This window comes from Pseudomonas sp. RL_15y_Pfl2_60 (assembly GCF_963970595.1).
In the GTDB taxonomy this organism is placed as follows: Bacteria; Pseudomonadota; Gammaproteobacteria; order Pseudomonadales; family Pseudomonadaceae; genus Aquipseudomonas.
Genome location: NZ_CAXAOE010000005.1, coordinates 13,601 through 39,676, shown reverse-complemented (window position 1 = coordinate 39,676; position 26,076 = coordinate 13,601). Strand labels below are relative to the sequence as shown.

Here is a 26,076-nt window from a genome sequence, read left to right as displayed (position 1 = left end):
CCCGCATGGCATTTGCTCATGCATGACGCATCAGGACAAATGATGGATCTCAATCAAACAAGCAAAACACCTTGGCCAACGGACGACAAGTCATTGGCGCAAGTGCGTGCTTTCAACAAAAAACTCGCTTGGCTACCACGCTTTAAAATCCGCAACCGTCTAACGCCTAGGCTGATTCAGGCGCTGTTGCGCACCAGCCAAATACTGGCGCGCGACAAGCTGCGCAAGCATGGGCTTAGCGCGCAAACCAAGACGCTCGGAGTGGGAGGCGTTTCGGTACCTGTTCGAATCATCAGGCCACAGGGTCAGGCGCAAGGGGTTGTGCTGGATATCCATGGCGGCGGATGGGTAATCGGCAATGCACAGATGAACGATGCCTTCAACGCTGCCATGGTCAAGGAGTGCCAGGTTGCGGTGGTATCTGTCGATTATCGACTGGCGTTATCAACACCAATTGAGGGTTTGATCGAAGACTGCCTGAGTGCTGCGCGCTGGTTACTTGATGACGACTGTGCAGAGTTCGCCAACCTGCCCGTCATTTTGGTCGGTGAGTCGGCCGGTGGCCATCTTGCAGCCGCGACCCTACTGGCGCTAAAACGATGGCCAGAACTGCTAAAACGAGTCAGTGGTGCACTGTTGTATTACGGTGTGTACGACTTGACCGGGACACCGAGCGTACGCGCAGCACCAAGCGACACTTTGCTCCTGCATGGCCCCAGCATGGTTGAGGCGTTGCGCATGTTGACGCCCGGCTTGAGTGACCTGCAACGCCGCCAGTCACCCTTGTCGCCGCTGTATGGCGACTTTGGCGATTTTCCGCCGGCGCTGATGTTTGCTGGCGAACTCGATCCTCTTCGAGATGACACGCTGTACTTAGCCGAGCGCTGGGTGAAATCAGCGCCAGTTGACGTACAGCTGCTGCCGGAATCGCCCCATGGGTTTATCCACTTCCCTACTGCATTCGCCAATAGCGTACTTGCCTACAGCCATGACTGGATAAAAGCGCGAATCAAGGCGGCAGCTCGTTAACCCCTGTCCGCAGCGACGCTGCTAGCGATTCCCAGGTCTGAACAAGAACAGTAAACGGTCAATAACATCTGTATTAACACCCAAGTCCTGAGCATTTTTACCAATAACTGTTATTGATCATATTGACTGGCCTGAGCATCTGCCCCGTTCGAGAATCTGTCCTAAGGCAGCAATGCCCCTCCGTCAGTAAACAGGCTAAGAGGACAGCTAAAATGACAATGTCAAACGCTGTGGCAAAACTCCAGATCACACGCAGCGCCGCAGCTCTGGTGCTGGCAGCACTGGCAAGCTTAGCAGGTTGCGCACAGAACGCCGATACCCGGCTCAGTTGGGAACGGCGTAATACCCTGCAAGACATGAATCGTTTCGCCTACCTCGATTGCGTCAGCAAACGGGCAAACTCAAGTGCCAGCACCCTCATATTCGATCAGACCTCTGGACAGTTGCTTATCGGCAGCAGTGATCCGCAGCAGGCAAGCGGAATAGTCAATGTCAGTGAGCACGATGGCAACATGCAGTTCAGCGTCTACCAAGCTCACGCCTGGCAGACCAAAGGGGATCTGGTCAACGCAGCCACTGCCTGCGCGCATGGTTAGCACGAGATAAAGCGCTCACTGCTGGGTGGGCGCCCGCCTGTTGGCTGTCTAGATCTGGCCCAGACCACCGTCCGCACAGAGATCAATACCGGTGACGAAACTGCTTTCTTCACTGGCCAGAAATAACGCAGCAGCAGCCAACTCCTCGGGCTGTCCCAGGCGACCCAGCGGAATCATCGCGCCGACACTATCTTCGAATGCCTCCAGGTTCTCTGGCGCGATGCCCATCTTGCCAATGATCGGCGTCTTGACCGGCCCTGGACTCAGGCAGTTGACCCGGATGCCCCGGTGTTTCAAGTCATACGCCCAACTGCGGGCGAAAGAGCGCACTGCCGCCTTGGCCGCCGCGTACACGCAATGGCCATCGAGCGCCTTGAAATGCGCGATTGAAGACACCAACACAATGGCGCCACCGTCGCTCATCAGCGGCAAGGCTTTTTGCGTGCTTAGAAATACACCACGCACATTGATATCGAATTGGCTGTCGAATTGCTCCAGAGTCACCGCCTCAAAAGGCGCGGGATGAATGACACCAGCATTGGCCACCAATACATCGATGCGGCCATACAGTTGGCCAACTTGCTGGTAGAGTCGCTCAACATCATCAGGGGAGCTGACATCCGCGCAAACTGCGGTGGCCTGCGAGCCTATTAGCGCCACAGCATCATTGAGTGCCGACTCACGGCGTCCGGTAATAACCACCTTGGCACCTTCCTCGGCGAACCGTTGGGCGATGGCTAAGCCAATGCCGCTACTGCCGCCGGTGATCACTGCTACTTTGTCGTTCAACTTGCCCATCGCTAACTCCGTTAATACCTGGGTATTCGAGATCAAGCGCATCACTGGCTTGCTCATCGGTGTGCGTGGAAGCATCGGAATCGGCGTAACCTTGAAGTCGGTCAAACAAGCGCTGGCGACGCTCGGACAGCTGCGCAATCAGGTTGTCCAAGGCGCCCAGTTTCTCCACGTGCTGCTGCAGACACTGGCGAAAATGTTCAGAACCTGGCTCGCTATCCTCAAGGTAAGTGAGCAGCCCCTGTATTTGCCGCGTGCCGAAGCCGCAATCGATCAGCTCGCGAACCCACAAAACCCGCTCTACGGTCGCCTGACCGTATTCACGGTAACCATTGTCTTGCCGGGTCGACTCAATCAGCGCCTGCGCTTCATAGTGACGCAAGGCCCGGTGACTCACGCCGGTCCGCTTTGCCAGTTGTCCAATTCGCATGATGTCCTCCACCAAGGCACTCTAAAACCCTGACACTAGTGTCAGGGTCAAGCGCTAAATTCTGGAAAAATACCAAGCCTGTGGCTCAGTGCTATTGCGAAAGCGCACTTGAGGCAATTGGCAAGGTGAATTGAACAACAGCCCCGCGCGGCAAATTGGCACTCGCCCACAAGCGCCCGCCATGGGCATCTATGATCGAGCGACAGATCGATAGCCCCATCCCCAAACCGGTCGGCTTGGTGGTGTAGAAGGGCGCAAAAACATGCTCGGCGTTTTCCTCAGCGAAACCGGGGCCTGTATCACGGACAATCACCAGCAGATTGCCACCATCATCACGTCCAGTGCTGATGTGCAGCTCTTTTACCCCATCAGCGACGTCACTCATCGCCTCAAGCGCATTAATAATAAGGTTGAGCAGTACTTGTTGAAGCTCGACCAGGTCGCCGTCGATCAGGGGCAGCGCGCGAGTGAGTTGAGCCTGTACCAAAGCACCACTTTTGTTGGCTTGGCCACGGGTGAACTCGATCATTTCATGAACAGCGACATTAATATCGACCAAGGTCTTCTGCGGCGCCTCTTTCTTGATCAATCCGCGAATCCGGCTGAGCACTTCAGCAGCTCTGTTGGCATCGTTGATAATGCGCCTCAACACCTGCTCGACTTCACCCAGTTCAGGCGGCTCGAAACGCAGCCAGCGCAATGCTGTCTCGGCATTGGTGACCGTTGCCGCTATAGGTTGATTGACCTCATGGGCGATCGAGGCGGCGAGCTGGCCCATGGTTGCCACACGATTGGCATGTGCCAATTCGGCCTGGACTTCACGATAACGGAACTCGCCTTCACTGGCTTTTTGCTCGGCCAGCTTGCGCTCGGTCAGATCAAGTACAAATGCGACACCCTCGTTGCGGCTTGCCTCAAACGAAGCCAAGCCGAGAATGACCGACAACAGGCTGCCGTCCTTTCGAATGTACTGTTTCTCGAAGGGCTGAACGTGTCCGGTCTTTATTGCTTTTGCCAGAGCGTCTTCACTCTCGGCTCGCGACTCAGGCGGAGTCAGGTCGCGCCAGCCTATATTGCCTGACACAAGCTCTTGGCGCTCATAACCCACCATACGCAGAAAAGCATCGTTGGCCTCAATGATTTCGCCATCAGTGTTCCACACGATAATACCGATGATATTGGCGTCCACCAGCCGCCGGATCTTGGCTTCACGCTGTTCAACACCGCGATACAGTCGTGCGTTATCCAGCGAGATCGCTGCTTGGGATGCCAGCAGTTTGAGTACCGCGATGCGTGCTGGACTGAATACCTCGGCAACGAGGTTATTTTCCAGATAGAGCGCGCCAATAAGCTTGGCCTGGTTCATCAACGGCAGGCAGAGAATCGAGCGGGCACGGTGCTCGCGAATATAAGTATCACCGGCAAACTCTAACTCTGCGACTGCATCATTGAGACACAGGTATTGGCCAGTACGCAGTACCTGATTAAGGATCGATCCTGGCAAGAGTGATGCACTCACCGGAACATCGCGCAGCATCATCTGCGTGGCATCCTGACTGGTCGTCGCTTCTGCCACGATCCGCAGCTCATCATCGCTCGACAGTATAAGCACACCGCGCTCTGCGCCAGCTTGCTCAATCGCTGTGCGCATGACCATGTCGATCAGCTTTTCCAGCACCAACTCACTGGATGCCGCCTGCGCAACCTTGAGTACAGTCGCCAGATCCAGGTGTTCAACCGCTGCGGCAATGGTGGTGGTTGGACCGGCCGCGGGTATATCTGAACGCAGAAAGGTGTATTTCGCTTCAAGCTGGCGGACCTTGCCATCGGCCCCCCAGCGCAAATAGGCATAGCGCGCGTCTTGCATATATACGCGGGCGACTTTGAGCAACCCGCGCCCGGCATAAAATCGCGCAGCAAGCTCGTTAGCCATCGCCTCGATGTGGACAAACGAAGCTTTCTGCGCCAGGTCTATGGCGTACTCATAGAGTTGTTCAGCATCGACCACACGCTCTTGGCAGCGGGCGATTTCAGCAGCCACCAAGGCAACCCGACTGGCGAAGTTCTCAGGGCATTGCTGCGCCCAGGTCTGCAACTGCAAATGATGCTCGGCCATGTCAGCCAAGTACTGTGCTCTGACATCGCGAGGCGCATGCGCAAAAGCTGCAGCCATCGCCAACGCCGCATAGAAATAGTACTCAGCCTCTTCATAGAAGGAGGAAGCGACCCAGAGCAGTGGCTGTGCCTTCGCTGCCGATGCAAGGGCTGCGACGTTGTCTTCAGCCAAATAAAGTGCCTGTAGTTTGCGTATCCAGTACCAGCAGGTTGCAAGCGCTAGATCCGGGTTGGCACACAGATGGGCCTCGATTTCACGCTCACTGAATTGCGCACTGTCGAAATAACCAAAGGTCGGCGTCAAGCCACGGAGCATCCGCACCAGCGCTAGTTGAGTGTTGATAAAGTCTGTGACGAGGCCAAATCTGACCTTCTTGGCGTAAGCAAGGCCGCGCTCAGCCTCGCTTTGCACATCACACAAGCGCTCGCCAGAAAAAATAAGGTCGGAGTTCAGAGCATTACCGGCGTAAGCTCCATAAGCCAGATCACCGACGCGATTGGCTGCAACAAACGCACGCTGCAACAGTTCACGACACTCCCGCACCGGTTTCATCCAACGCGCGACAAAGATCGAAAAACACAAATAGGTGCTGGCCTCGAAGCGCTTTAGCCCGCGCTTCTCGACCAGTTCGCAGCCCAGTTCGCCGAAGCGCAGACCCGCTTGGTAATCACCGAAACGCCGTCCAGCCACCCGGCCTACATTGGCGTAGAGCACGCATGAGGCGTCACAGTTGCCACGTTCCAGGCTAAGACTGACCGCCTTGCAGATCATCAGGCTGGCCAGGTTGGCGTCACTCTGCAATGCTGGTGCAAACAACTTGCCCAATGCATCCAGGGTCACCAAAGACGCAGCGTCTTCCATCAGCGGTAGATCAATCAGCGACGCTATGCTCCGGTCGCCAAGGCGCAGCCAGATCTGATCGTATTCGCGGCGCACCTCGTCATCATTTGGGTGAGCCGACCAGTCAATGTCAACATGACGCAAGTAATCGAGACAGACCGCAACTGCATAGTCGCTGCGATCTAGCAGTAGGTAGACATCCATGTGCAGACAGGTGATTTGCCCACGCTCCACCGTTGTACGAGCCTGCTCCATCAGCGCCGCCAAGCGATGATCTGCCGCAACCATTTGCCCGGTTAAAAATTCGCATTCGGCGCGATTGAGCTCAAGGGCAAAGCTCAGTTCATGCTGGCGTGTCCAGCAGTCAGCCGCCAGCAATTCGATACCAGCAGCAAAATACGCGAGTGCCGACGCATAGGCGGTCGATGCCTTGGCACGCAGACCGGCGAGCAGGTTGAAAGCCGCCAGTTGTTCTCGCTCGGATTGCTCATTGATCAATGCGGCGCCGCGATTGAGCTGCCCGACAATCTCAAAGATTGCTTCCTCTTGCTGGCCCGGCAGCGTCTGAGCTGCGAGCAACCTACCAATTCGCAAGTGCGCCGCGGCACGCTGGGAGGCGGAAATCAATGAATAAGCGGCTTCATGAATCCGGTCGTGAGCAAAGTTGTAGCCCTCAGCCGAACGCTCGACCATTTCTTGGCGCACCGCTTCCCACAACACCAACTGAACCTGTTCTGGCGAGAGTTTCAGAACCATCGCCAGAACAGGTGTCTCGGCCACGTTACCGAGACAGGCCAGTTGTTGCAGCGCCTGCTGTGTTGCCAGCGGCAGACGCGTCAATTTGTTAACCATCAGATCGACAACATTGTCGGTGTAGCCCTTGGCATGGATGTGCTCAGGCTCCCACTGCCAAGCGCCTAGGCGATAGTTGAAAGTGAGCAACTCACCCTCGACCAATGCCTGCATAAACTGAATCACAAAAAACGGATTGCCGGCAGTTTTCTCGTATACCAACTGGGCCAATGTATCGATCTGTTCTGGCTGGCAATGCAAAGCGTCAGAAACCAATTGCTTAACGTGCCCGGGCGTCAATGGCATCAGCCTGATTTCATCAATCCTGACACCGGCATTGCGGATTGCCTGCAACTTGGAGGTCAGCGGATGGATGACATCAATTTCGTTATCCCGATAGGCACCGATCAGCAGCAAGTGGCGCAGATCCGATTGCACCAGAAGGCTTTCGAGCAAATCAAGTGTGGCTATATCCAGCCACTGCAAATCATCAAGGAACAGGGCCAGCGGATGCTCGGGCTGGGCAAACACGCCGATAAAGCGTTGAAACACCAACATAAACCGGCGCTGTGCCTGCTGCGGCTCAAGTTCGGGAACCGCTGCCGGTTCACCAATAATCAGTTTCAACTCAGGGATCAGGTCGGTCATAAGCCGCGCATTGGGTTCCAGCGCCCCCAGCAGCCTGACGCGCCAACTGGCCAAGTCGGCTTCGGACTTACCCAACAGAGCGCGCACTAGGCTCTGGAATGCCTGCACCAAGGTGGAGTAAGGAATATCGCGCTTGTACTGGTCAAACTTACCAGAGGCAAAAAGCCCACGCGGCGGCACCAGCACCTTATGCAACTCATTGACGACAGATGACTTGCCGATTCCCGAATATCCGGAAACCAGTACCAGTTCAGGCACACCCTTGGTAACAACTCGGGAAAACGCACTCACCAGAGTGTCGACTTCTTGCTCGCGCCCGTAGAGTTTTTCAGCAATCAGCAAGCGGTCAGAGGTGCCGTGTTCGTCGAGGACAAATTCGTTGATGCTCTGCTGGTTCTGCCATTCGGACAAACAGCGACGCAGATCCTGCTCGACACCGGCGACGGTTTGATAGCGATCTTCCGCTGTCTTGGCCAACAGCTTCATGACGATCAAGGAGAGCGCAGCCGGGACGGTTTCGACTCGCACGTTGGGCGCCAAGGGCTTCTTGGCAATGTGGCAGTGCACCCACTCCATGGCATCGACTGCGGTAAAGGGCAGCGAACCGGTTAGCATCTGATAGAGGATAACGCCGAATGCGTAAAGATCGCTGCGTGAGTCTATCGAGCGGTTCATCCGTCCGGTTTGCTCAGGCGCCATATAGGCGAGGGTACCGGCGATGGTTTCAAGCGGTTCCGGGGCCTGCTTTTCCCGGGGTATTCGCGACGCAAGGCCAAACCCGGTAAGACGCGCCTGGCCGTCGTCGCAGTTAACCAGTATGTGCGCTGGCTTGAGGTCCTTGTGCACCAGTGTGCGCTGATGCAACCTGCCAAGTACCTCTGCGATGGTAATGGAAAGGCGCAAGAACTCGCCTATTTCCATGGGTGCGACCAGCAACCGCGAGAGCGGCTCGCCGCCGGGATCATGCAGTATCAGTGTGATCTGGCCGCCATCGCGAACCAGTTCGACTGGTTTGAGCGCCCAGGCCTCGTCCAATTCATCCTTGAGGCTGAACTCATGAATGAGCCGATCAAGGCAGGCAGGAGCTGGCTGTTCGGCAGTGGGGCGCATCGTCAGAATGCCGTAACGCCCAAGCGGTCCCGCGCGCCACTCGCGACAGAGTGCGCGCTCGCCGTCGTTAAACAATACTTGCAGTCTGTTATCCATCAACATCGGACCATTGGTAGACGTTTATCTGCCGCAAGCGGCTGACATGCTGTTCGTCATACGCCCATATCATCCTGAACAGGGTAGACCGCAAAACCACTGGCAACGCCAGCTCATATCAATCTGACAATAGCCTCAAGGCATATTCAGGGTGACGCTTGAGACTGCGGTTTGACGCCCAGGGTTTCAGCCTTTCTGACCAAGTCAGCCACCGAGCGCACTGCCAGCTTTCTCATCACCTGCCCGCGATGAACCTTCACGGTAACCTCGCTGAGATTGAGCTCATAGGCAATCTGTTTGTTCATCAACCCAGCCACAACGAAACCCATGACTTCTCGTTCACGGGCCGTCAACGAGGCATAGGCAGCCTGCAATGTGGCGATCGACTGTTGTGATGCAAGCCGTTGACCATCTTTCACTAGAGCAGCAGAAACAGCATCCAGCATGTCCTGATCACGAAACGGCTTGGCAAGAAAATCTACAGCCCCAGCCTTCATTGCTTTTACTGTCATGGCGATGTCGCCATGCCCCGTCATGAATACGATGGGCATCTGTACCCCGTTCCGCTCAATCTGCTCCTGAAAGTTAAGGCCGCTTTCGCCCCGCAGCCTGACATCAAGCACCAAACAACTCGGTACATTGCCCTTGGGGAAATCCAGAAACTCTTGCGACGATTCAAAGGTTTCCACCTGCAGGCCGATGGAGCGCAATAGACCGTCAAGAGCCATTCGCATCGAGGCGTCGTCGTCGACCACGTAGACCACGGGTCCTTTTTGCTCGGCAGAACCTTGGGTCGATTTTGAATGGGACCACGAACTCATCTTGCCTCCTGTCTCTCGGCCAGCAACACGCGGGGCATTCATACCCAAGAACTTATCCCAAGGCTTTGCACCCGGCAATTAAGCGGGATACCCGCAAAACCCGCTATAAATAAAGCACAACACCTGCGCTTGAACTCAGGCCAGCCGCGGCCTGAAGCACTCATGAAGATTCCCGCTATTGGCAGTTTGCCGCTTTTCCCTCGACAGCGCGATGCCCACACGACCTAAGTATGAATCAGGCACACCTAAGTATAGTTACGTCACTGTTTGCTGGAACTTATGCTGCTGGCTAATTTGCGGTTTATATCCCGTACATGCCCTTTGCGTTGCGCTCGAAACGCTCTTGCGTAAACGCGCACGTGCCATGCCACAGCTGTTGGATCAGACTTCACAGGCGCCATGCACACGACACGAGAAAACTTTTTGCGCCGCGGTTCAATCGTCTTGGCGGGTGCCATATTTATTATTGATACGGCAACCTCCCTGACCATTGCCGTGGCAGTGCTATATGTCACGGTAATTCTGATGTCAGTCGCCGCCTTCAGCTACCGGGGTGTGATGGGTATCACCATGGGTTGTATGTCGCTGACCGTCGCCTCCTTCTGGATTTCCCATCCAATATCACCGGCCAGCCAAGCCTTCACGCGTTGTTTGGTCAGTTTAATTGCGATTAGTGTCACGGCCCTGTTCGCACTCCGGAACAAAGCCGCCAACGACGAATTGCATGTTCAGCTCAGCCAGTTATCGCAAACCCACGACGCCATAATGATCCGCACCCTGGAGGGCGCGGTGACTCACTGGAACCGTGGCGCGGAAACGCTTTATGGCTGGAGCCAAAGCGAGGCCATCGGCAAGAACCTGGTTGAACTGATAAGGCTCAAACCGCCGCAGCCGCTGGAGGAAATAATAGCCACGGTGCTGCAGACAGGTAGTTGGGAGAGCGAATCCGATACCTTCAGGCGTAATGGAGAGCGGATTACCGTCGCCAGCCGCTGCACCTTGCTGCGTGACAAACGTGGCAAGCCGGTAGGCATTCTGGCGACACACAACGATGTCACTGAACGCAACCAAGCCCTAAAAGCACTGCGCCGTAGCGAGGCATTCCTGGCAGGTGCGCAACGCATCAGCCGTACCAGCAGTATCGGGATTAAAGTGCCGGGAGGGGAAATCTATGGCTCAGAAGAAGCGCGACGGATTCTTGAGTTTGCCGAAGGTGAACGGCCCTCGCTACTGAGCTTGGTGGACAAGACCCACCCGGAAGACAGAACGATCATTGAGCAAGCGATTCGGGATGTACTGCGAGACGAGCCCAAAATCGACCTTGAGTATCGCTTGCAGATGGCCGACGGGCGTATCAAGTATGTGCATATGCTCACTCACCCAGTACGCGACTGTAGCGGCAACCGCGAGTACGTCGGCGCATTGATGGATGTAACCACCAGCAAGCTTGCCGAAGAAGCACTGCATCGCTCACAGATTGAGTTGGCGCACATCACACGAATCACAACACTGGGCGAGTTGGTCGCCTCCATCGCTCATGAAGTCAACCAGCCACTTGCCGCGATGGCGGCCAATGGTGAAGCAGGTCTGCGCTGGCTGGAACGCGATTATCCAGATCTCAGTGAAGCAGGCATTTGTATTCAACGCATGTTGACCGAAGCCCGTCGTGCCAGTGAAGTGATACTGAGAATTCGCGCACTGGCCAAGAAAGACGACCCGCAATACAGGACACTGGATTTGCGGGAGGTAGTGGAAGAGTCACTGGCGCTGATGCGTGCCGAAGCCAAGCACCATAATGTGCGGCTGTCAGCAGTACTGCCAAACACCTGCTTTCTGGTGCTTGGCGACCGGGTTCAGCTGCAACAAGTCATCATCAACTTGATAATGAACGCGATGCAGGCCATGGCAGGCCAGGATAAAAAGCGCCGCCTTGGTGTGCAGCTGCGTTGCTCTGCTCAGGGAGAACCTTTATTGGCCGTAGTTGACAGCGGGCCGGGTATCGACCCTTTGTTGCTGCCTGATATTTTTGAACCCTTCTTTACCACCAAGCCACAAGGTATGGGGATGGGCTTACCCATCTGTCGCGCTATCATCGAAAAACACGGCGGCAGGATCTGGGCCGACTCGCATGCCACGCAAGGCGCAACCATTTGTGTGTCCTTGCCACCCGCCACGACCTGACGCCCCAGAATTCAGGCCACCGCCAAGGCAACGCAAGAGGCTTGCTGTTGGCTGAAGTAACGATGAACGCAAGCCCGTAACCAGCATTCACGTGGATCGTTATGGGTTGCCCCACGCCACGCCATGGACAGCTCCGGTGTTGGCAATTTCAAGGGTGGCAACTCAGCCCGGATTCCATCGACACGGACCATGGCAGCCGCTACATAATCCGGCACAAGTGCAAGCATGTCGCTGCCCGCGAGCAAGGCCGGCAATGCGCTGAACTGTGGTACGGCTAGCACCACCTTGCGCTGGCGACCTACTCCGCTCAAGGCATGATCGACATCGTCAATAACACTGCCCATCGAGGACACAACCACGTGTGGACGTGTGCAGAAATCATCCAATGTCAGCGCGCTTTCGGATAAGTCTGCACGCAGCAACATCGGTTGCATCGACCGCAGTCTCTTGCAATGAGCGCTGGCCGGTAAGTCCTGAACAAAGCTGGTACCCACGGATATTTCGCCCGAGGTCAGCAGTTGAGGCAATTGCCGATGATCCACCCGACGTACCACCAAAGTGGTGTTGGGCGCCTCAAGACGCATGTAACGCATCAAGCTTGGCAGCAACGCGTACTCAACATCGTCAGAAAGCCCGATATGAAAGGTGTCCTGACTGGTCGAGGGATCGAAGGTCTGGGCACAGCTCAAGGCTACGGCGATACCGTCCAGGGCAGGCGCCAGGCGTGCGTGAATCTCCTCGGCACGAGCTGTCGGCTCCATGACCCCGCCGGTGCGGATAAACAACGGATCATTGAACATCGAACGCAGTCGGCCCAGCGAGCTGCTGATGGTGCCCTGACAGAGGAACAATTTCTCTCCAGCACGGGTGACATTACGTTCATGCATAACCGTCTCGAAGACAACTAGCAGATTGATGTCGGCACGTCGCAGATCATTTCTGTTCATTATTTTCGCCGCCTGGGCTGGGTTAGTGGATTGGTAGACTGATCGCTGCGTACTGCGCGTAAGCGCAGCCTAGCGATGTAGTTCAAGCCTATCCAGGCTGCCGCAAAAGGTCTGTTGTACCTCGGTTTAACAAGAGTATCCATTGAGTGCGCGCGCCTGTACCTGGGTATGGCCAGCGCCATCAAAAGCACCCGCGACGCCTCAGGACAGAGCGCTGGGCAGGCATATCAGCCAAGTTCGCATGCCGCTCAACACAGCAGGCAGCGTGGCCTGCATGGAAGGTTCTAGACGTTGATCTGCATGCGGTATACCTAGGTATACTTCTCCGTCCTATGAGACGGCGTATCTTGCAATCTCAACAGGCGCCGTCACGAGCGACCCACATAATGCAAACTACTCAAACTCGCTGTACGGCCCTTATTGCGGTTGTCGATGACGACGAGCCCATCCGAGTCGCGCTGGAGAGCTTATTGCGCTCCAGCGGTTATCAGGTCAAAAGCTATTGCAGTGCCTTGGACTTTATAAATTCAAATGGTCCGCGGGAAACACACTGCCTGATTTCCGATATTCAAATGCCCGGGATGAGCGGTGTTGAAATGCTCGAACATCTTAACGCCCAAGGCTTCACCATTCCGGTGATTTTTATTACGGGTTATCCAGGTGCAGCACCTTGCATCACGGCAGATACACCCCAGCTGGTGGCGTGCCTGCCCAAACCTTTTGCTGCTGACAAACTACTCGGCCATATCGAAGCTACCCTTCAGGCAAAGCGCTGAGCGATCAGCCGCGCCCGCGACAGATACCTTCGTATAACTCCCTACCACTGACGCATACCCCTGATACCCCTATGTAGAAGTGTGTTCGCCAGGCCCCGCCAATACGATAAATCCAGAGCAGACGATTCGCCGTAGCGAGCATGGGCTCCTGTATTTCGGCGCCAACACGTCGTCCTGCCGGCCCTGAAAAAACTTCAGGGCCATTGGCCACTTCTACTGAGGAACAAATCATGAAACAGCAAATATTGGTCATTGGTGCGGGGTTTGGTGGTGTATGGAGTGCATTGAGCGCCGCTCGACTACTGGATATGCACGGCCGTAACGATGTAGAGATCACTCTGCTGGCGCCTCAAGCGGAGTTACGTATTCGTCCACGCTTCTACGAAACTGATGTCCACACCATGTTCGCGCCGCTTGATGCGCTGTTCGACACCGTGGGCGTGCGTTTTGTCAAAGGCACAGCCGAGCATATCGATGAACTCAGCAGAACGGTTGGCTACCGTGATGAGCACGGCGGCCAAGATGCGTTGAGTTATGACCGCCTGGTGCTTGCAGCTGGCAGCCAATTGTCGCGTCCGCCGGTGCCTGGCCTGGAAGCCTTTGCGTTTGATGTGGATGAAATTGAATCGGCCGCACGCCTGGAAGCACATCTTAAATCCCTGAAGGACCAGCCTGAAAGCATTGCCCGCAACACGGTGGTGATCGCCGGTGGTGGGTTTACCGGCATCGAAACCGCAACAGAAATGCCGGCTCGCCTACGTGAGATTCTCGGGGAAAGCGCCGCGATTCGCGTGATCATCGTCGACCGTGGCCCACAGATCGCGGCTGCCATGGGTGATGAGATTCGTCCATCCATCGTAGAAGCCTCGGACCACCTCGGTATCGAATGGGTACTCAACGCCACAGTTGCAGCGGTAGACGCCAACGGCGTAACCCTGGCTGATGGTCGTCACATCGAAAGTCATACCGCGATCTGGACTGTGGGTTTCCGCGCCAGCAAGCTGACTGAACAGATGACCAGCGTGCGCGATGCCCAAGGCCGCCTGCATGTTGACGAAAACCTCAAGGTAAGAGGCCAGCAGCATATCTACGCTGCAGGTGACGTTGCTTATGCCGCCACCGATGACCTGGGCAACTTCGCCGCTATGTCCTGTCAGCATGCAATCGCTCTGGGCCGCCATGCAGGCAATAATGTTGCGGCAGACCTACTCGGTGTAGCGCCAACCCCTTACCAGCAACCCAAGTACGTCACCTGCCTTGATCTAGGCGCTTGGGGCGCGGTGTACACCGAAGGCTGGGATCGCCAGGTCAAGCTGATCAAGCACGAGGCCAAGGAGCTCAAGAGCCAGATCAATAGCATCTGGATCTACCCGCCAGCTGCAGATCGCGCCACGGCGTTGGCAGCTGCAGACCCGATGATTCCTGTCGCCTGAACACACTCTCAACAGAGCGTCCTTTGGGGCGCCCGCCGAGCAACCCTTTGAGGGGCATTGGCTATGTTCGCTTTCTTCGAGTCTCCCCGGCGCGCACTCAGGCTGTCCAGTTACTTGCTGTTTTGCGGCATGACCATGCTGGTGGTTGGCGTGCTGCTGGCCTACGGACTGAGTGCATACCTATCGATCACCATTTTGGTCGTGGCTCATCTCATGACCATCCTTGGGCCAACGCTGCTCAAGCTCGGCTATGTATTGCGCCTGCAAACACATTACCGCTTGAAGCTGCGGCTGCATCGGCGAAGCAACCTCGCAAGGAGTATCCCATGAGTCATTTCAAGGGTTTCGCACCCAGCAACCCAGAGCGGCGCGACTTTCTGCTACTCGGTTTGAGTACCGCAACGCTGGCCACCTTTGCCTCGGTGCCCTTCGCCGCACTCGCCACAACACTCGCTTCAGAGCCCAACCAAGGAGTCATGACCATGAACACTGTGACCACCCAAGACGGTGTTGAAATTTTCTACAAGGACTGGGGCCCCAAGCACGCCCAGCCCATCATGTTTCATCATGGCTGGCCGCTTAGCAGTGATGATTGGGATAACCAGGCCTTGTACTTCGTAAACCTTGGCTATCGGGTCATTGCCCATGATCGCCGAGGCCACGGCCGATCCTCCCAGGTCAGCGACGGCCACGACATGAACCACTACGCGGCAGATGCTGCAGCCGTGGTGGAGCACCTGGATCTGCGCAACGTTGTGCATATAGGTCACTCAACCGGCGGCGGTGAAGCATTGCGCTATGTCGCCATGTATGGGCAAAAACAACGGCGCGTGGCCAAGCTGATCCTGATCGGCGCAGTTCCCCCGCTCATGCTCAAAACACCAGCCAATCCCGGGGGGCTTGGTATTGAGGTTTTTGACGGTTTCCGCCAGCAACTGGCCGCCAACCGCTCGCAGTTCTATCTGGATGTTGCCAGTGGCCCCTTCTACGGCTTTAACCGCCCAGGCGCCAGCGTTTCGCAAGGCATGATTCAAAACTGGTGGCGACAAGGCATGAACGGTTCGGCCAAGGCTCACTATGACGGCATCAAGGCATTTTCCGAGACTGACTTTACCGAGGACCTTGGAATGGTCGACGTCCCGACCCTGGTCATGCACGGAGACGACGACCAGATAGTGCCCATTGCCGACTCTGCGCTCTTGTCGAGCAAGCTGCTGAAAAACGCTTCACTCAAGGTCTTTGAAAAGTATCCGCATGGCATGTGTACCACCCACGCCGATGCAATAAATCCCGAGCTGCTGAAGTTTATTCGCAGCTAGCCAAGATGCTGTGCTCAACCTTTGTCTACAGCCTGCTGTAGGCCGGGCGGATTTTTCACTTTTGATTCTGCACCCATGCAATGGAGAACGACCATGACAATGCATCAGATCCAAACCCCAGCAGTCACCGGTAAAGCAGGCTTTGAAGAGCTTGTACCTTCGCGCTACGCCCTACGGGTTGGCGATATTGACGTGCTGGTGGTGAGCGACGGAGTCCTGCCCCTGCCGACCGAGACGATGTCCACCAATGCTGACCCAGCTGCACGCGCGGCCTGGTTTAAAAACATGTTTCTAGGCCCGGAAGCATTTGACTGGGCGCTGAACGTACTGGTGGTGCGCAGCGGCGAACAAACCATATTGGTTGACGCTGGTCTGGGCGGCCAATTTCCTGGATTCCCGCGCGCCGGGCAATTCCCCAAACGCCTGGAAGCGGCTGGTATTGATCTTGGCTCCGTGACCGACATTATCATCACTCACATGCATATGGATCATATTGGCGGACTGCTGGTCGACGAGGTGAAGAACCGCTTACGTTCAGATGTACGCATCCACGTTGCAGCTACCGAAGTCGAATTCTGGAAGTCCCCGGACTTCTCTTTGACCTCAATGCCGGAACCGGTGCCTGAGGTGCTGCGCTCAACAGCCGCTGAATTCATCAAGCAGTACCAAAGCAATGTGCGCACCTTCGACGATGAATACGAGGTCGCACCCGGGGTGCTGGCAAAACTCACAGGTGGCCATACGCCCGGGCACAGCGTGGTCTACGTCAACTCCGGCGGCCAACGCTTGACCTTCGCTGGTGATGCCCTGTTCCCCGTCGCCTTCGAACACCCTGATTGGCACAATGGTTTTGAACATGACCCTGAAGAGTCAGTCCGCGTTCGCGTGCGTCTGATGCAAGAAGCCGCAGCCAGCGGCGAGCTGTTCGTGGCGACGCATTTGCCATTCCCATCTGTAGGGCGGGTGGCTGTCGAGGGCAATGGCTTCCGTTGGATTGCAGCCTTCTGGGATTACTGATGGTCTTGGCCTCTGCCTTGCCGCTCTCCCACATCAGCAAAGCAGAGGCTGCACAAGGATCGGTAAGACCTCCAGCGAAGGTGTACCTGAACGCCGCATGCAAATGCGCCGCACAAACGATCATTCAATCCGGTAATGAAAGGTGTTTTTCACCCCGTCCACTGCAACCGCTTTGCCGTTTTCCAGGCGAGGTTGATAGCGGAAGGTTTTAGCGGCAGAGAGTGAGGGCCGCACGAACAGCGGATGGCAATCGCCAATAACCTGCGGGTTCTCCACTCGACCTTGGGGATTGACTCTATAGCTGACGGTGCAGTCGCCTTCAATGTTCTTGTCCAGGGCGCGATCAGGGTAATCAGGCGCGTCCTTGGCAATTGGCAGGTACTGGCGACTGGCAGCCGCAGCGGCTTCAGCCTGACGTGCACGCTCAGCGGCGGCAGCCGCCTGACGATGACGCGCTTGCTCTTGGGCCAAACGTTGTTGCGCTTCAGCTTCGCGACGCGCCAATGCCTGCTGCTCGGCAATGCGTTGTTGTTCACGTTGTTGCGCACGTTGCAGTTCGCGCTGGCGTTCTTGCTCAGCCACTCGTTTACGCGCCAATGCAGCTTGCTCCAACTTCTGTTGCTGGATGCGTGGATCCGGCTTCGGCGCTTCGACTGGCTCAATCGGTTTAGCTGGCTGCACGGGCGGTACAATCACCGGCTCGGGAGGCGTAATAATGTCCGGCACAACAGGCGCCGGCAGGGTAATCAGTTGAGTGGTCAATGTGCGCACCTTTGGCGCATCGGGTGTATCACTGGGCCATTGCGCCAGCAGCAGTGCCAAGACCAGCGCGTGCATACCCACGGCAACACCGGCCGCCATAAAATTCCGCCAACCGCTCGCATTGGATAAGCGCGACAAGCTAAAACTCTGGGTCGCAAACATCATAGCGGCACTCACTGCGGCGCCTCGGTGATCAACCCAAGGTTAGTCACGCCACCCTGCTGCAACGCGGCCATACCGGCTACAACCCGTGAATAGTCGACTGCACCGTCGGCACGGATGTACACCTGTGTGTCGCCTCGCGCGGCGAGCAGTTCACCGATTTTGGTCGTCATCTCCTGCAGATCAACTGCGCTGTCGCCACGGCTGTCGATATCCAGCTCTGGACCAAGGTTCCAGTAGTAACCTCCGTCGGCCTGCACCGAAAGCGTCAGAACCTGCTGCTGGCTATCGCTAGGTAATGCCTCTGCAGCGACCTTGGGCAACTCGACCTTAACCCCCTGGGTAAGCATCGGCGCGGTCACCATGAAGATCACCAATAGCACCAGCATCACGTCGATATAAGGCACCACATTCATCTCTGCCTTGGCGGTGTATTTGCTGTGAGGTTTACGCATAACGCCCTCCTCAGGCTGCCTGGGACAAATTCGGCGAAGCCTGTAACTTGCGTTGTATACGGCCCTGCAACTCGTTGCCGAAGGCATAGAAGCGCGAGCTCAGGGTGGCAACCCGAGCGGCGAAACGATTGTATGCAACCACTGCTGGAATCGCGGCGAACAAACCGATAGCGGTGGCGATCAGCGCTTCGGCAATCCCCGGCGCGACGGTTGAAAGCGTTGCCTGCTGCACCTGAGACAAGCCGATGAATGAATTCATGATTCCCCACACAGTGCCAAACAAGCCAATGTAAGGGCTGACCGAGCCAACAGTCGCAAGAAACGGCAAGCCCTTTTCCAGGCGCTCTTCCTGCTCAGCAATCGCCACCAGCATGCCGCGCTCAACGCCATCGATCAGCGCCTCTTGGGTGACTCCGGATTGGCGTTGAAGCTGGTGGAACTCGCCGTAACCGGCACGAAAGATAGACTCAAGAACCGCATCACTATCGGCCTGCTCAGCTCCTTCGCGATAAAGCTGGCCAAGGTCACTTTGTTGACGAAAGCGTTTGAGAAAACCTTTCTGGAGTCGTTCGCAGCGCCCCAGCAACAGGCTGCGCTGGATAATCAGGTACCAGCTCGCCAATGAGGCGACCAAGAGAATGAGCATAACCAACTTGACCAGCAAACTGGCGTCGCCAATCAGGCTCCAGACGGTCATTTGTTCGAGAGTGCTGTGCATGATGATGCTCCTGCTGTTACGTGCCGCCGCGTGCATGGCGACGGTGATCTGCCGTTGACCCCAGCCTCAACGGCTGAAATCGGTGCTGTGAAATATTGGCCATTGGATTACATGGCGATTACCGACTGATGACAGTCATTGCAAATGCAACGCCTCAGCCACCTGGCTCCAGGCCACGAACTTGAAGTTCTGGGTCGTCTCAGGCATGCGCTTGCGGCCGTCTTGCACCACCAGCATGCCTTTGCTCCACGGGCCGCCCAGGTTGGCGGAGGTGACTTCCAAACCATCGGTTTCAGAGGCACCATCAATGCCCAGCGCACCGTTGAGGCCAACCCGCATGGCGCCACGAATTGAATAAGGAGGCATCGCATCGAGGACCACATAGCTGTCGTTGCCCTGGCTGGAGATCAGCAAATAGCTCTGATTTGCTGCTTGATACAGGCCAAGGCCTTCGACATCGGCCTTGAGCACATCACCGACCGCCAATACCGAGGTCAGCTCAGTAGGGCCATCGGCGCGGGCATCAAGTGCCCACACACCCACATCTTCCTCACCAATAAACAATCGCTGCTGGCGATCATCGGCAACACAACCCTCTGGCTGACTAGTCACAGCGAAACGACGGACTAATTTGCCGGTAATTTTGCCGTCAACATCGCTTAAGCGATATTGCAAGAAGCTGCCGTCCTTGCCGTTGGCGAAGGCATACAACTCGCCCGGCTCAGGCTGAAACAGGCAGATGCCGTAGATTTCTTCGAGTGGAGTCGCAATCTCACCAGCGCTGCTGAGCGTGCCGCTGGAACGATCAATCGCAAACAGGCTGATGCTGTTGTTATCGCGGTTGCTGGCCACGGCCAAGTCAATCATTCGCCCGGCCAGATTGAAGTTGGCGCGCAGGTCGACATTGTTCAGACGCCCGACCGGCAGCTCTTGCAGCAACTTGCCGTTGAGGTCGTAAGCCAACAACCCCTGCTTCTTATTGGTACCCAGTACGCGCGACAAGCCCGGCTGGGTTGGATGCACCCAAATGGCCGGATCATCCGCCGCATCGCCCTGACGCCCCACCGGTTCTGTCTGGCGAATAGCCGCTACATTCGGCAGCACCGGCGCATTCGTTACAGGGCTCGGTTGCCAATTCAACTGGCCCTGATAGAAACCGCCACTGGCGTCATCCTGCACCAGGACCTGCAACCCCTGTGCTGAGGCTTGCACAGCAATGTGCTCAGGCTCTTGCACGCCGGGCAAGGCCACACTGGTCACGGAGCGCCAACCTTGACCTTGCTGTTGGTAGAGGTGCAACTCACTGGCAGCGGAATCAAGCGCCAGCAGGCCGCCGGGGACACTGGCCATTGCTCCGGCGCTGGTTTTGAGACGACCAAAGGGAGCACGCATATCCACCGGCACACGGCTGACATCAGCCTCAGGATGAGCTGGATAAGCCCAAAGCCCGACGTTTTCTTCATTAACGAACAGCAGATCAGCGCTGTCGTCTGCCTGGCAGTATTCAGCCTGCGGCGGCAGAGGCAAGCGCCGGACTCGCTTGGCACTGGCACTTATGCGATTACCCGTTCCGACCAGCCATTGCTCACCCCGGCCCTCCTCGCCAACCAGGAACAGGAACAGGTTGCTCGCTTCGTCGCGATACAGGCACAAACCGGCTACGGGAAAATCTCGAGCAGGCAGCGCTAGCGTATGCCCCCATTTACGAGCGGATAGATCAAGCCCAACCAATGTCGCTTGCTGGGTAGTGTTATTGATGCTGGCGACGAGCAAATTGCCATCCGCCTTGCGGCTGTCCAAGGTCGAGTAGTTACCCGGCAAGCGGGCCAGTTCAGCACCTTGGCCATTGAGCAGAAGCAGGCCACGGCTTTCGCTGGCAGCGATACGCAAATCAGTGCCAGCAGCCATCTCGGCCGGGACAAAGCGCAGGGTTTGAGCCTCGATTTGAGACGACTCGTGCCAAGGGCCAAGCGTCACGCTGATGTCAGCCGCTGCAACTTGAGAGGGAATCTGATCACAGCCCACCAGGGACAAAGCCGCGACTATCAGAGAGCGAGTAAACAACGCGTTCATTGAAAAATGTGTCCTTGTAATAAACTAGGCGACGTTTCAAGACAGCAACACTCATCCGCACAGGGCAAGGCCGGTGCGGATGAGTGGAAGCACCTGTCGCGTATCAGAAATTGGTGTAGGTCAGGCCGAGCTTGTAGGTTGGGCCGTACTCTTCGTACTGCGCGTTGTAGGAACGGCTGCCGGTATAGACGTAGTAGCTTTCGTCGGTGATGTTCTGTGCCTCAAAGCGCAGTTGCAGGCCTTTGGTCAGGAAGTAACCCGCGCTAAAGTCGACGAAGACCTGATCATCCACATGCTGGTCGTGGGCCTTGTCGTCGATGCTCGCCACCTCGAACAGGTAGTCGGATTTGTAGTTGGCCGACAGGCGTAGGCTGAGCTTGTCATCTTCCCAACCGAGCATCAGGTTGCCAATGGTGTCCGACTGGAATGGCAAGTCGATGTCCCGCGAACGGCTTCCACCCGTTGCTGCATCGCTACCGGTAATGCTCGCCTCAGAACGGCTGAATGTGGCGTTGGCGCCCATCAGCAAACCGTTCCAGGGCGCAGGCAGCCAGTCAAATTTTTGCGAGTAGGCCAGTTCAAGACCGTAAAGGTCAGCGCTGTCGCCGTTGGCGAAGGTATTGGCCTCGGCAAAATCGACCCAGGCACCGGTGCCCGACAGGTCTGCGTTGTAGACAAAGTTGTCGATGTCTTTGTAAAACAGAAAAGCCGACACCACCCCAGCCCGCCCAAGATAGTGCTCGATACCGAGATCAAAGTTACGTGACTCCAGCGGATCAAGCTCAGGATTGCCAAAGCTGGCTTCATCACCGTCGATCACAAAACCCGGCGCCAACTGGCCGAAGGTCGGACGCACCACCGAATGGGTAATAGCGCCGCGCAATTGGGTATCCTTATCCAGTTGGTAGCGTAGGTGCAGGCCAGGCAACCAGTTGTGATACTCATTCTTCGACTTGATGGCTTCATAGTCGCCATCACGCAGGCCAGTGCCTTTGGCATCGAACTTGGTGCCCTCGTAACGAACGCCGACAATAACGCTCAAGTCATCAATATCGAGGCTGTGCATCAGGTACGCCGAGTCAATGTCTTCACTCATTTCAAAGTCATTAACCCGTGACTCTTCCTCGTTATAGAACGCATTGCGGTCGAGGCCGGAGATCAGGTCCTCGATCTTGCCCGCCGACAAACCAGGTCCAAAGCGATCGAGGCTGTAGTCGACCTTGCCCTTGCTGAACTGGTCCATGTTCAGTTGGTCGTCACTGAAACCGAAGTCGGCAAGGTCTTCATAGGTCCAGATATTGGTGTCGTTATCCTTGTCGCGACGGCTGAGCTTACCGCCGAATTTAACTTGCGCAGTATTACCTGCCAGGTCGTAGTCACGCGCTATGTCGAGCTTGATATTTTTCTCGGTATCCTCGGTGTTTTCCTCGGCCCACTCCACTTCATCGAGCGCAAAGTTACTCGGGTCGTAGAAGTCATCACCGATATTGAGCCGAGGCTTTTTCGTGTCGCTAAAACCGCTGTCGCCGAAATCATCAAGGTCTTCAAATACTGCGCCCCCTATATGCCCCGGCGTATCCTGGTTGGCCTTGCTGTAGCCCGCCTGGGCTTGCAGCGTCCACTGGCCAATCAAACGTTCGCCACCAAACACATACGACTGGATTTCTTGGGTTTCTTCTCGGTCCTTCAACTCGCGCCAGCCTTCAGCCTCGCCTTGTTCGCCAGCAAGCTGCGCGTCTGCAAACTCAACCCCGGCGGCGTTGCGTGTCTCGGTGTCTTTGAAGCGGCTGTAGAGCGTGCGCAAGTAGTAACTTGAGTAATCGTCTGGTCGATAGTCGAAGTTCAGCCCCAGGCCATCGCGCTCGCGACGAATGTCGTAGTCACGCTGCTCGAACTGCTGCAACCGGTCGTCATCGGAGAAATCCCAGTCGCCGCCGGTCTCGACATTGTCTGAGCCAAAGTCACGTTGCTGCACGCTTAAGGCCGCGGCTACGCCAAAGTTATCCACACCACCGCCCAGGCTGAACAGGTCGCTGATGGCGCCAGAAAATTTCGGGCTGGCCTGGTCGGTATTGTCGTCGTAACTGGCCTCGCCAGTGCCCGTGTAGAACAGGCCTTTATGGTCGAATGCGGACAGGCTCTCGACCTCAATGGTGCCACCCAAGGAGTTGGCGTCCATATCGGGTGTCAGCGTCTTGACCACCGACAGCGACTGCACCAGTTCAGCAGGCAATACGTCGAGCGCAACGGCTCGGCGATCACTGTCTGGCGAAGGCACCAGCGTGCCGTTGATGGTCACGCTGTTAAGGTCTGGCCCCAAGCCGCGTACGCTGACAAAACGTCCCTCGCCCTGATCACGCTCAACAGAAACGCCAGGCAGACGTTGCACGGCTTCGGCGGCATTCTGGTCAGGCAGCTGCGCCACGCCATCGGCATGCACAACACTCTCAATTTGATCCGCCCGGCGCTGCTCTTTGAGTGCTTGATCCAGGCTGGCAGCCTGGCCCACCACATTCACGTGCTCTGCGTCAGTTTGCGCGCTGGCCGACAAGGGCGTTAAGGCTACAGTCAGCGCCAGAGCGCTAAGGTGAAAGCCCACGCGACGGGCATTGAGTTGGTGCTTATGCATACTGCTCTCCCAGATAAGCCTGCTGGCCGGGTCTTGCCCGGCGATCTGCAGCGCAAGCTAGAAGTGCGGCGTGACAGTTAGATGACAGGCCAGCAGCACAAGCCCCTAAACATGGGGTTTGGCCGGGGTTTTGAGCCGAAATGACCTGACCTGGTCGAGGTGAACAGCTCAGCCTTGATGCGCAAACCCACTCCGTAGCTGAGGTAGAACCACTTTTATCTAAAAATTTGCGCGTCCAAATGAGCCAAACTGACCTCCCCCATTGCAACCATTTAGTAACAAGACTCTGTTGTGCTGCAGGCTTAATCACCTGGAAGCTGCGACCATGACCTCCTTGCTCAGACTGCATCGCCTGAAACTGGTCGTACTCTTACTCGCCACAAACCTTGCACTGCTGTTGCACCTTGCTGCCGGCCACATAAAGCCGATGAGCGAATGGGTCTGGCTGGACATCCTTGGCGAAGGCGGCTCGACGCTGCTGTGCCTGATCTGGTTAGGACTGGTGCTCAAGAGTCGTCCTGCGGGGCGGGTTACCAGCTTCTTGGCCATGGGCCTGGGGCTGGTGTTTTTTTCTTGGTGGGTCGATACCCTAGACGAATTTATCCGCCTGCCGGACAGCATCGCCTGGGATCACTGGATGGAGTCAGCGCCCATGCCATTTGGCCTGCTCCTGCTGACACTGGGCATCTATCACTGGCACCGTGAGCAGTTGGCGATTAGCGCGCAAATGGAAAAGCGTGAACGGCTGTTCCGCGAACACCGCTTGTTCGATTCGCTAACCCCATTAAACACCGCCGAGTACCTGCGCCAGCATTTGGATCAGGCTCTTTGTCAGGCACGCAGCGCACAACAGCCCTTGTCACTGGTGATCCTTGATCTCGATAATTTCAGCCGGATCAATCATCTGCATGGCCATGCCGAGGGCGACCGCGTACTACAAGCATTGAGCCAACTGCTCGTGCTCAATCTGCGTCATCAAGACTTGCTCTGTCGCTTGGCCGGAGATCGCTTCGTGGTGATGCTGCCGCACACCGGCGAACGCCAGGCACAGCAGTTGGCTGAAGACCTGCGCTTGAGCGTCGAGCACTTTGCACACAAAGCCCGAGCGCACGGCGAGCGCCTGCAGCTACGCGCCAGCGTGGCCAGCGTAATGGCCCTGCAGGACGATGCAGAAAGCTTGCTGCACCGTCTCAATCTGGCGCTGGCGCATGCTAAGCCAGCTGTCTATGCACGCAGTGCTTGAGGTAAGACCATGACCCTCAAGGCAAGCTGGTACGAGAACGACAGTCGTTTTATTCCTGGCCACTGGCAACCTGCGGTGCTGGTCGACCTGGCCCTGTCACGGGGCATCGATAGCCACCGACTGCTACGCGGCACCGGTTTATTCCATGAAGATCTGCAGGCGGGCCGGGTTCGCCTTTGCGCACAGCAATTCCTGCAACTGATCGACAACAGCGAATGCTTGCTAGCCGCCGCAGACACCCGCTTTCAATATGGCCAACGCCTATTACCCGGTTACTACGGCGCCGCCAGCCACGCCTTGCAACATTCGGCAGACCTGGGCCAAGCGCTGGATATTGTGTGTCGCTACCGTGCCTTGCTCAGCCCATTACTCAGCCCCCGCGTGCTGCTCGATGAGCAAAATGTCTACGTCTATTGGCTGGACAGTTGCGGCGCGGGAGCACAGCAACGGTTTCTGGTGGAATCGGCAATGACCGCATTGTTGGCCATGAGTCGCTGGCTGGCTGGCGCGCCACTGCCGTGGAAAGTCAGCATTGCTCAAACAAAACCGCGCCAAGTTGAACAGTACTGGGTCAACCTGGGTGAGGATGTTCGCTTCGACGCGCCTGTGGATCTGCTCAGCCTGCCGCGAGAATATCTGCACCAGCCTTGGCCTGCAGCCGCGCCAACGGCCGGCCAAGCAGCCCAGCAACAAAGCCTGCAGCAGCTGCAGGAGCTGGGCTTCGATGCCAGCCTGCTCGATCACCTCTACCGCCATCTGTTGGCGAACCTGCGGCACCAGCCACAACTGGAAAACGTCGCGCTAGCGTTCGGCATGAGCCCCTCAACACTGAAACGCAAACTGCACAGGCACGGCACCCATTTTCAAGAACAACTGGATTTGGCGCGCAAACATATGGCCCTGTACCTCTACCAGATCAAAGGCCAAAGCAATGAAGAAGTCGCCGCTTACCTGCAGTTCCACGACTCCACTAACTTACGGCGCTCATTCAAACGCTGGACCGGACTCGCCCCAAGCGTACTGCGCCAACTGTGGCCGTGCGATTAGTGGGCCGCAGCAGGCGGCGTTCACACACCACTAATCACTAA

20 protein-coding genes are annotated in these 26,076 nt (G+C 56.6%); 10 read left to right on the top strand and 10 right to left on the bottom strand.

Features of this window, described 5'->3' with window-relative positions; genetic code table 11:
• Positions 1 to 42: 42 nt before the first annotated feature.
• Together AACY26_RS14480 and AACY26_RS14475 are read left to right on the top strand one after the other, a co-directional pair.
• The gene (locus tag AACY26_RS14480; protein ID WP_339515214.1) at positions 43 to 1,029 is read left to right on the top strand and encodes an alpha/beta hydrolase; all 987 of its coding nucleotides are present in this window, start codon (positions 43 to 45) and stop codon (positions 1,027 to 1,029) included.
• 212 nt (positions 1,030 to 1,241) lie between these two features.
• Positions 1,242 to 1,625, top strand: coding sequence for a hypothetical protein (locus AACY26_RS14475; RefSeq protein WP_339515212.1), 384 nt, complete (start codon positions 1,242 to 1,244; stop codon positions 1,623 to 1,625).
• A gap of 48 nt (positions 1,626 to 1,673) precedes the next feature.
• Here AACY26_RS14475 and AACY26_RS14470 read toward each other — a convergent pair whose 3' ends face one another.
• From AACY26_RS14470 to AACY26_RS14455, 4 genes are all read right to left on the bottom strand, one after another.
• The gene (locus AACY26_RS14470) at positions 1,674 to 2,423 is read right to left on the bottom strand and encodes an SDR family NAD(P)-dependent oxidoreductase (RefSeq protein ID WP_339515210.1); all 750 of its coding nucleotides are present in this window, start codon (positions 2,421 to 2,423) and stop codon (positions 1,674 to 1,676) included.
• Positions 2,377 to 2,850, bottom strand: coding sequence for a MerR family transcriptional regulator (locus AACY26_RS14465; RefSeq protein ID WP_339515208.1), 474 nt, complete (start codon positions 2,848 to 2,850; stop codon positions 2,377 to 2,379). Before AACY26_RS14465 ends, AACY26_RS14470 begins: the two co-directional genes overlap by 47 nt.
• Before the next feature lie 91 nt (positions 2,851 to 2,941).
• Positions 2,942 to 8,440 carry a trifunctional serine/threonine-protein kinase/ATP-binding protein/sensor histidine kinase gene (locus AACY26_RS14460; RefSeq protein ID WP_339515678.1) on the bottom strand — a complete coding sequence of 1,833 codons (5,499 nt, stop codon included), beginning with the start codon at positions 8,438 to 8,440 and terminating at the stop codon, positions 2,942 to 2,944.
• 158 nt (positions 8,441 to 8,598) lie between these two features.
• A complete protein-coding gene (locus AACY26_RS14455) occupies positions 8,599 to 9,273 on the bottom strand; it encodes a response regulator transcription factor (RefSeq protein WP_339515206.1) in 675 nt (224 codons plus the stop codon).
• 423 nt (positions 9,274 to 9,696) lie between these two features.
• Here AACY26_RS14455 and AACY26_RS14450 point away from each other — a divergent pair, with 423 nt between their 5' ends.
• Complete coding sequence (locus tag AACY26_RS14450) at positions 9,697 to 11,454, top strand: PAS domain-containing sensor histidine kinase (protein WP_339515204.1); 1,758 nt, start codon at positions 9,697 to 9,699, stop codon at positions 11,452 to 11,454.
• An 11-nt stretch (positions 11,455 to 11,465) separates the two neighbouring features.
• On the opposite strand, the gene AACY26_RS14445 is transcribed toward AACY26_RS14450, so the two are convergent.
• Positions 11,466 to 12,401 carry a LysR substrate-binding domain-containing protein gene (locus AACY26_RS14445; RefSeq protein ID WP_339515202.1) on the bottom strand — a complete coding sequence of 312 codons (936 nt, stop codon included), beginning with the start codon at positions 12,399 to 12,401 and terminating at the stop codon, positions 11,466 to 11,468.
• Positions 12,402 to 12,787: 386 nt separating this feature from the next.
• Here AACY26_RS14445 and AACY26_RS14440 point away from each other — a divergent pair, with 386 nt between their 5' ends.
• The 5 genes from AACY26_RS14440 to AACY26_RS14420 all read left to right on the top strand — a co-directional run bounded on the left by AACY26_RS14440 (position 12,788) and on the right by AACY26_RS14420 (position 16,946).
• Positions 12,788 to 13,177: a response regulator transcription factor gene (locus AACY26_RS14440; protein ID WP_417663314.1), complete on the top strand. Its 390-nt coding sequence runs from the start codon at positions 12,788 to 12,790 to the stop codon at positions 13,175 to 13,177.
• Positions 13,178 to 13,407: 230 nt separating this feature from the next.
• Entirely contained in the window at positions 13,408 to 14,610 is a 1,203-nt protein-coding gene (locus tag AACY26_RS14435) for an NAD(P)/FAD-dependent oxidoreductase (RefSeq protein WP_339515200.1), read from the top strand.
• Positions 14,611 to 14,673: 63 nt separating this feature from the next.
• Positions 14,674 to 14,940, top strand: a complete 267-nt coding sequence (locus AACY26_RS14430; protein WP_339515198.1) for a transmembrane sensor/regulator PpyR — start codon at positions 14,674 to 14,676, stop codon at positions 14,938 to 14,940.
• A gap of 152 nt (positions 14,941 to 15,092) precedes the next feature.
• Entirely contained in the window at positions 15,093 to 15,929 is an 837-nt protein-coding gene (locus AACY26_RS14425) for an alpha/beta fold hydrolase (RefSeq protein WP_339515676.1), read from the top strand.
• Positions 15,930 to 16,022: 93 nt separating this feature from the next.
• Complete coding sequence (locus AACY26_RS14420; protein ID WP_339515196.1) at positions 16,023 to 16,946, top strand: MBL fold metallo-hydrolase; 924 nt, start codon at positions 16,023 to 16,025, stop codon at positions 16,944 to 16,946.
• Between the two features lie 120 nt (positions 16,947 to 17,066).
• Here the strand turns inward: AACY26_RS14420 and AACY26_RS14415 are convergent, their stop codons facing one another.
• The 5 genes from AACY26_RS14415 to AACY26_RS14395 all read right to left on the bottom strand — a co-directional run bounded on the left by AACY26_RS14415 (position 17,067) and on the right by AACY26_RS14395 (position 23,745).
• Entirely contained in the window at positions 17,067 to 17,873 is an 807-nt protein-coding gene (locus tag AACY26_RS14415; protein WP_339515194.1) for an energy transducer TonB, read from the bottom strand.
• 8 nt (positions 17,874 to 17,881) lie between these two features.
• Positions 17,882 to 18,325, bottom strand: a complete 444-nt coding sequence (gene tolR, locus AACY26_RS14410) for a protein TolR (RefSeq protein WP_339515191.1) — start codon at positions 18,323 to 18,325, stop codon at positions 17,882 to 17,884.
• 10 nt (positions 18,326 to 18,335) lie between these two features.
• The gene (gene tolQ, locus AACY26_RS14405) at positions 18,336 to 19,043 is read right to left on the bottom strand and encodes a protein TolQ (RefSeq protein WP_339515189.1); all 708 of its coding nucleotides are present in this window, start codon (positions 19,041 to 19,043) and stop codon (positions 18,336 to 18,338) included.
• A 135-nt stretch (positions 19,044 to 19,178) separates the two neighbouring features.
• Positions 19,179 to 21,116 carry a phytase gene (locus AACY26_RS14400; RefSeq protein WP_339515187.1) on the bottom strand — a complete coding sequence of 646 codons (1,938 nt, stop codon included), beginning with the start codon at positions 21,114 to 21,116 and terminating at the stop codon, positions 19,179 to 19,181.
• Positions 21,117 to 21,219: 103 nt separating this feature from the next.
• Positions 21,220 to 23,745, bottom strand: a complete 2,526-nt coding sequence (locus AACY26_RS14395; protein WP_339515185.1) for a TonB-dependent receptor — start codon at positions 23,743 to 23,745, stop codon at positions 21,220 to 21,222.
• Positions 23,746 to 24,070: 325 nt separating this feature from the next.
• Between AACY26_RS14395 and AACY26_RS14390 the strand changes: the two genes are divergently transcribed.
• Both AACY26_RS14390 and AACY26_RS14385 read left to right on the top strand, forming a co-directional pair.
• Positions 24,071 to 24,988 carry a GGDEF domain-containing protein gene (locus tag AACY26_RS14390; protein ID WP_339515183.1) on the top strand — a complete coding sequence of 306 codons (918 nt, stop codon included), beginning with the start codon at positions 24,071 to 24,073 and terminating at the stop codon, positions 24,986 to 24,988.
• 9 nt (positions 24,989 to 24,997) lie between these two features.
• The gene (locus AACY26_RS14385; protein ID WP_339515181.1) at positions 24,998 to 26,035 is read left to right on the top strand and encodes an AraC family transcriptional regulator; all 1,038 of its coding nucleotides are present in this window, start codon (positions 24,998 to 25,000) and stop codon (positions 26,033 to 26,035) included.
• Positions 26,036 to 26,076: the final 41 nt, after the last annotated feature.

Bases quoted from the DNA above. Each gene is read 5' to 3' on its own strand.
- AACY26_RS14445 (WP_339515202.1), bottom strand. From the start codon at position 12,401: ATGAACAGAAATGATCTGCGACGTGCCGACATCAATCTGCTAGTTGTC.
- AACY26_RS14440 (WP_417663314.1), top strand. From the start codon at position 12,788: ATGCAAACTACTCAAACTCGCTGTACGGCCCTTATTGCGGTTGTCGAT.
- AACY26_RS14420 (WP_339515196.1), top strand. From the start codon at position 16,023: ATGACAATGCATCAGATCCAAACCCCAGCAGTCACCGGTAAAGCAGGC.
- AACY26_RS14435 (WP_339515200.1), top strand. From the start codon at position 13,408: ATGAAACAGCAAATATTGGTCATTGGTGCGGGGTTTGGTGGTGTATGG.
- AACY26_RS14415 (WP_339515194.1), bottom strand. From the start codon at position 17,873: ATGATGTTTGCGACCCAGAGTTTTAGCTTGTCGCGCTTATCCAATGCG.
- AACY26_RS14465 (WP_339515208.1), bottom strand. From the start codon at position 2,850: ATGCGAATTGGACAACTGGCAAAGCGGACCGGCGTGAGTCACCGGGCC.
- AACY26_RS14385 (WP_339515181.1), top strand. From the start codon at position 24,998: ATGACCCTCAAGGCAAGCTGGTACGAGAACGACAGTCGTTTTATTCCT.
- AACY26_RS14390 (WP_339515183.1), top strand. From the start codon at position 24,071: ATGACCTCCTTGCTCAGACTGCATCGCCTGAAACTGGTCGTACTCTTA.
- AACY26_RS14400 (WP_339515187.1), bottom strand. From the start codon at position 21,116: ATGAACGCGTTGTTTACTCGCTCTCTGATAGTCGCGGCTTTGTCCCTG.
- AACY26_RS14480 (WP_339515214.1), top strand. From the start codon at position 43: ATGGATCTCAATCAAACAAGCAAAACACCTTGGCCAACGGACGACAAG.
- AACY26_RS14455 (WP_339515206.1), bottom strand. From the start codon at position 9,273: ATGAGTTCGTGGTCCCATTCAAAATCGACCCAAGGTTCTGCCGAGCAA.
- AACY26_RS14470 (WP_339515210.1), bottom strand. From the start codon at position 2,423: ATGGGCAAGTTGAACGACAAAGTAGCAGTGATCACCGGCGGCAGTAGC.
- AACY26_RS14430 (WP_339515198.1), top strand. From the start codon at position 14,674: ATGTTCGCTTTCTTCGAGTCTCCCCGGCGCGCACTCAGGCTGTCCAGT.
- AACY26_RS14395 (WP_339515185.1), bottom strand. From the start codon at position 23,745: ATGCATAAGCACCAACTCAATGCCCGTCGCGTGGGCTTTCACCTTAGC.
- tolQ (WP_339515189.1), bottom strand. From the start codon at position 19,043: ATGCACAGCACTCTCGAACAAATGACCGTCTGGAGCCTGATTGGCGAC.
- AACY26_RS14425 (WP_339515676.1), top strand. From the start codon at position 15,093: ATGAACACTGTGACCACCCAAGACGGTGTTGAAATTTTCTACAAGGAC.
- AACY26_RS14475 (WP_339515212.1), top strand. From the start codon at position 1,242: ATGACAATGTCAAACGCTGTGGCAAAACTCCAGATCACACGCAGCGCC.
- tolR (WP_339515191.1), bottom strand. From the start codon at position 18,325: ATGCGTAAACCTCACAGCAAATACACCGCCAAGGCAGAGATGAATGTG.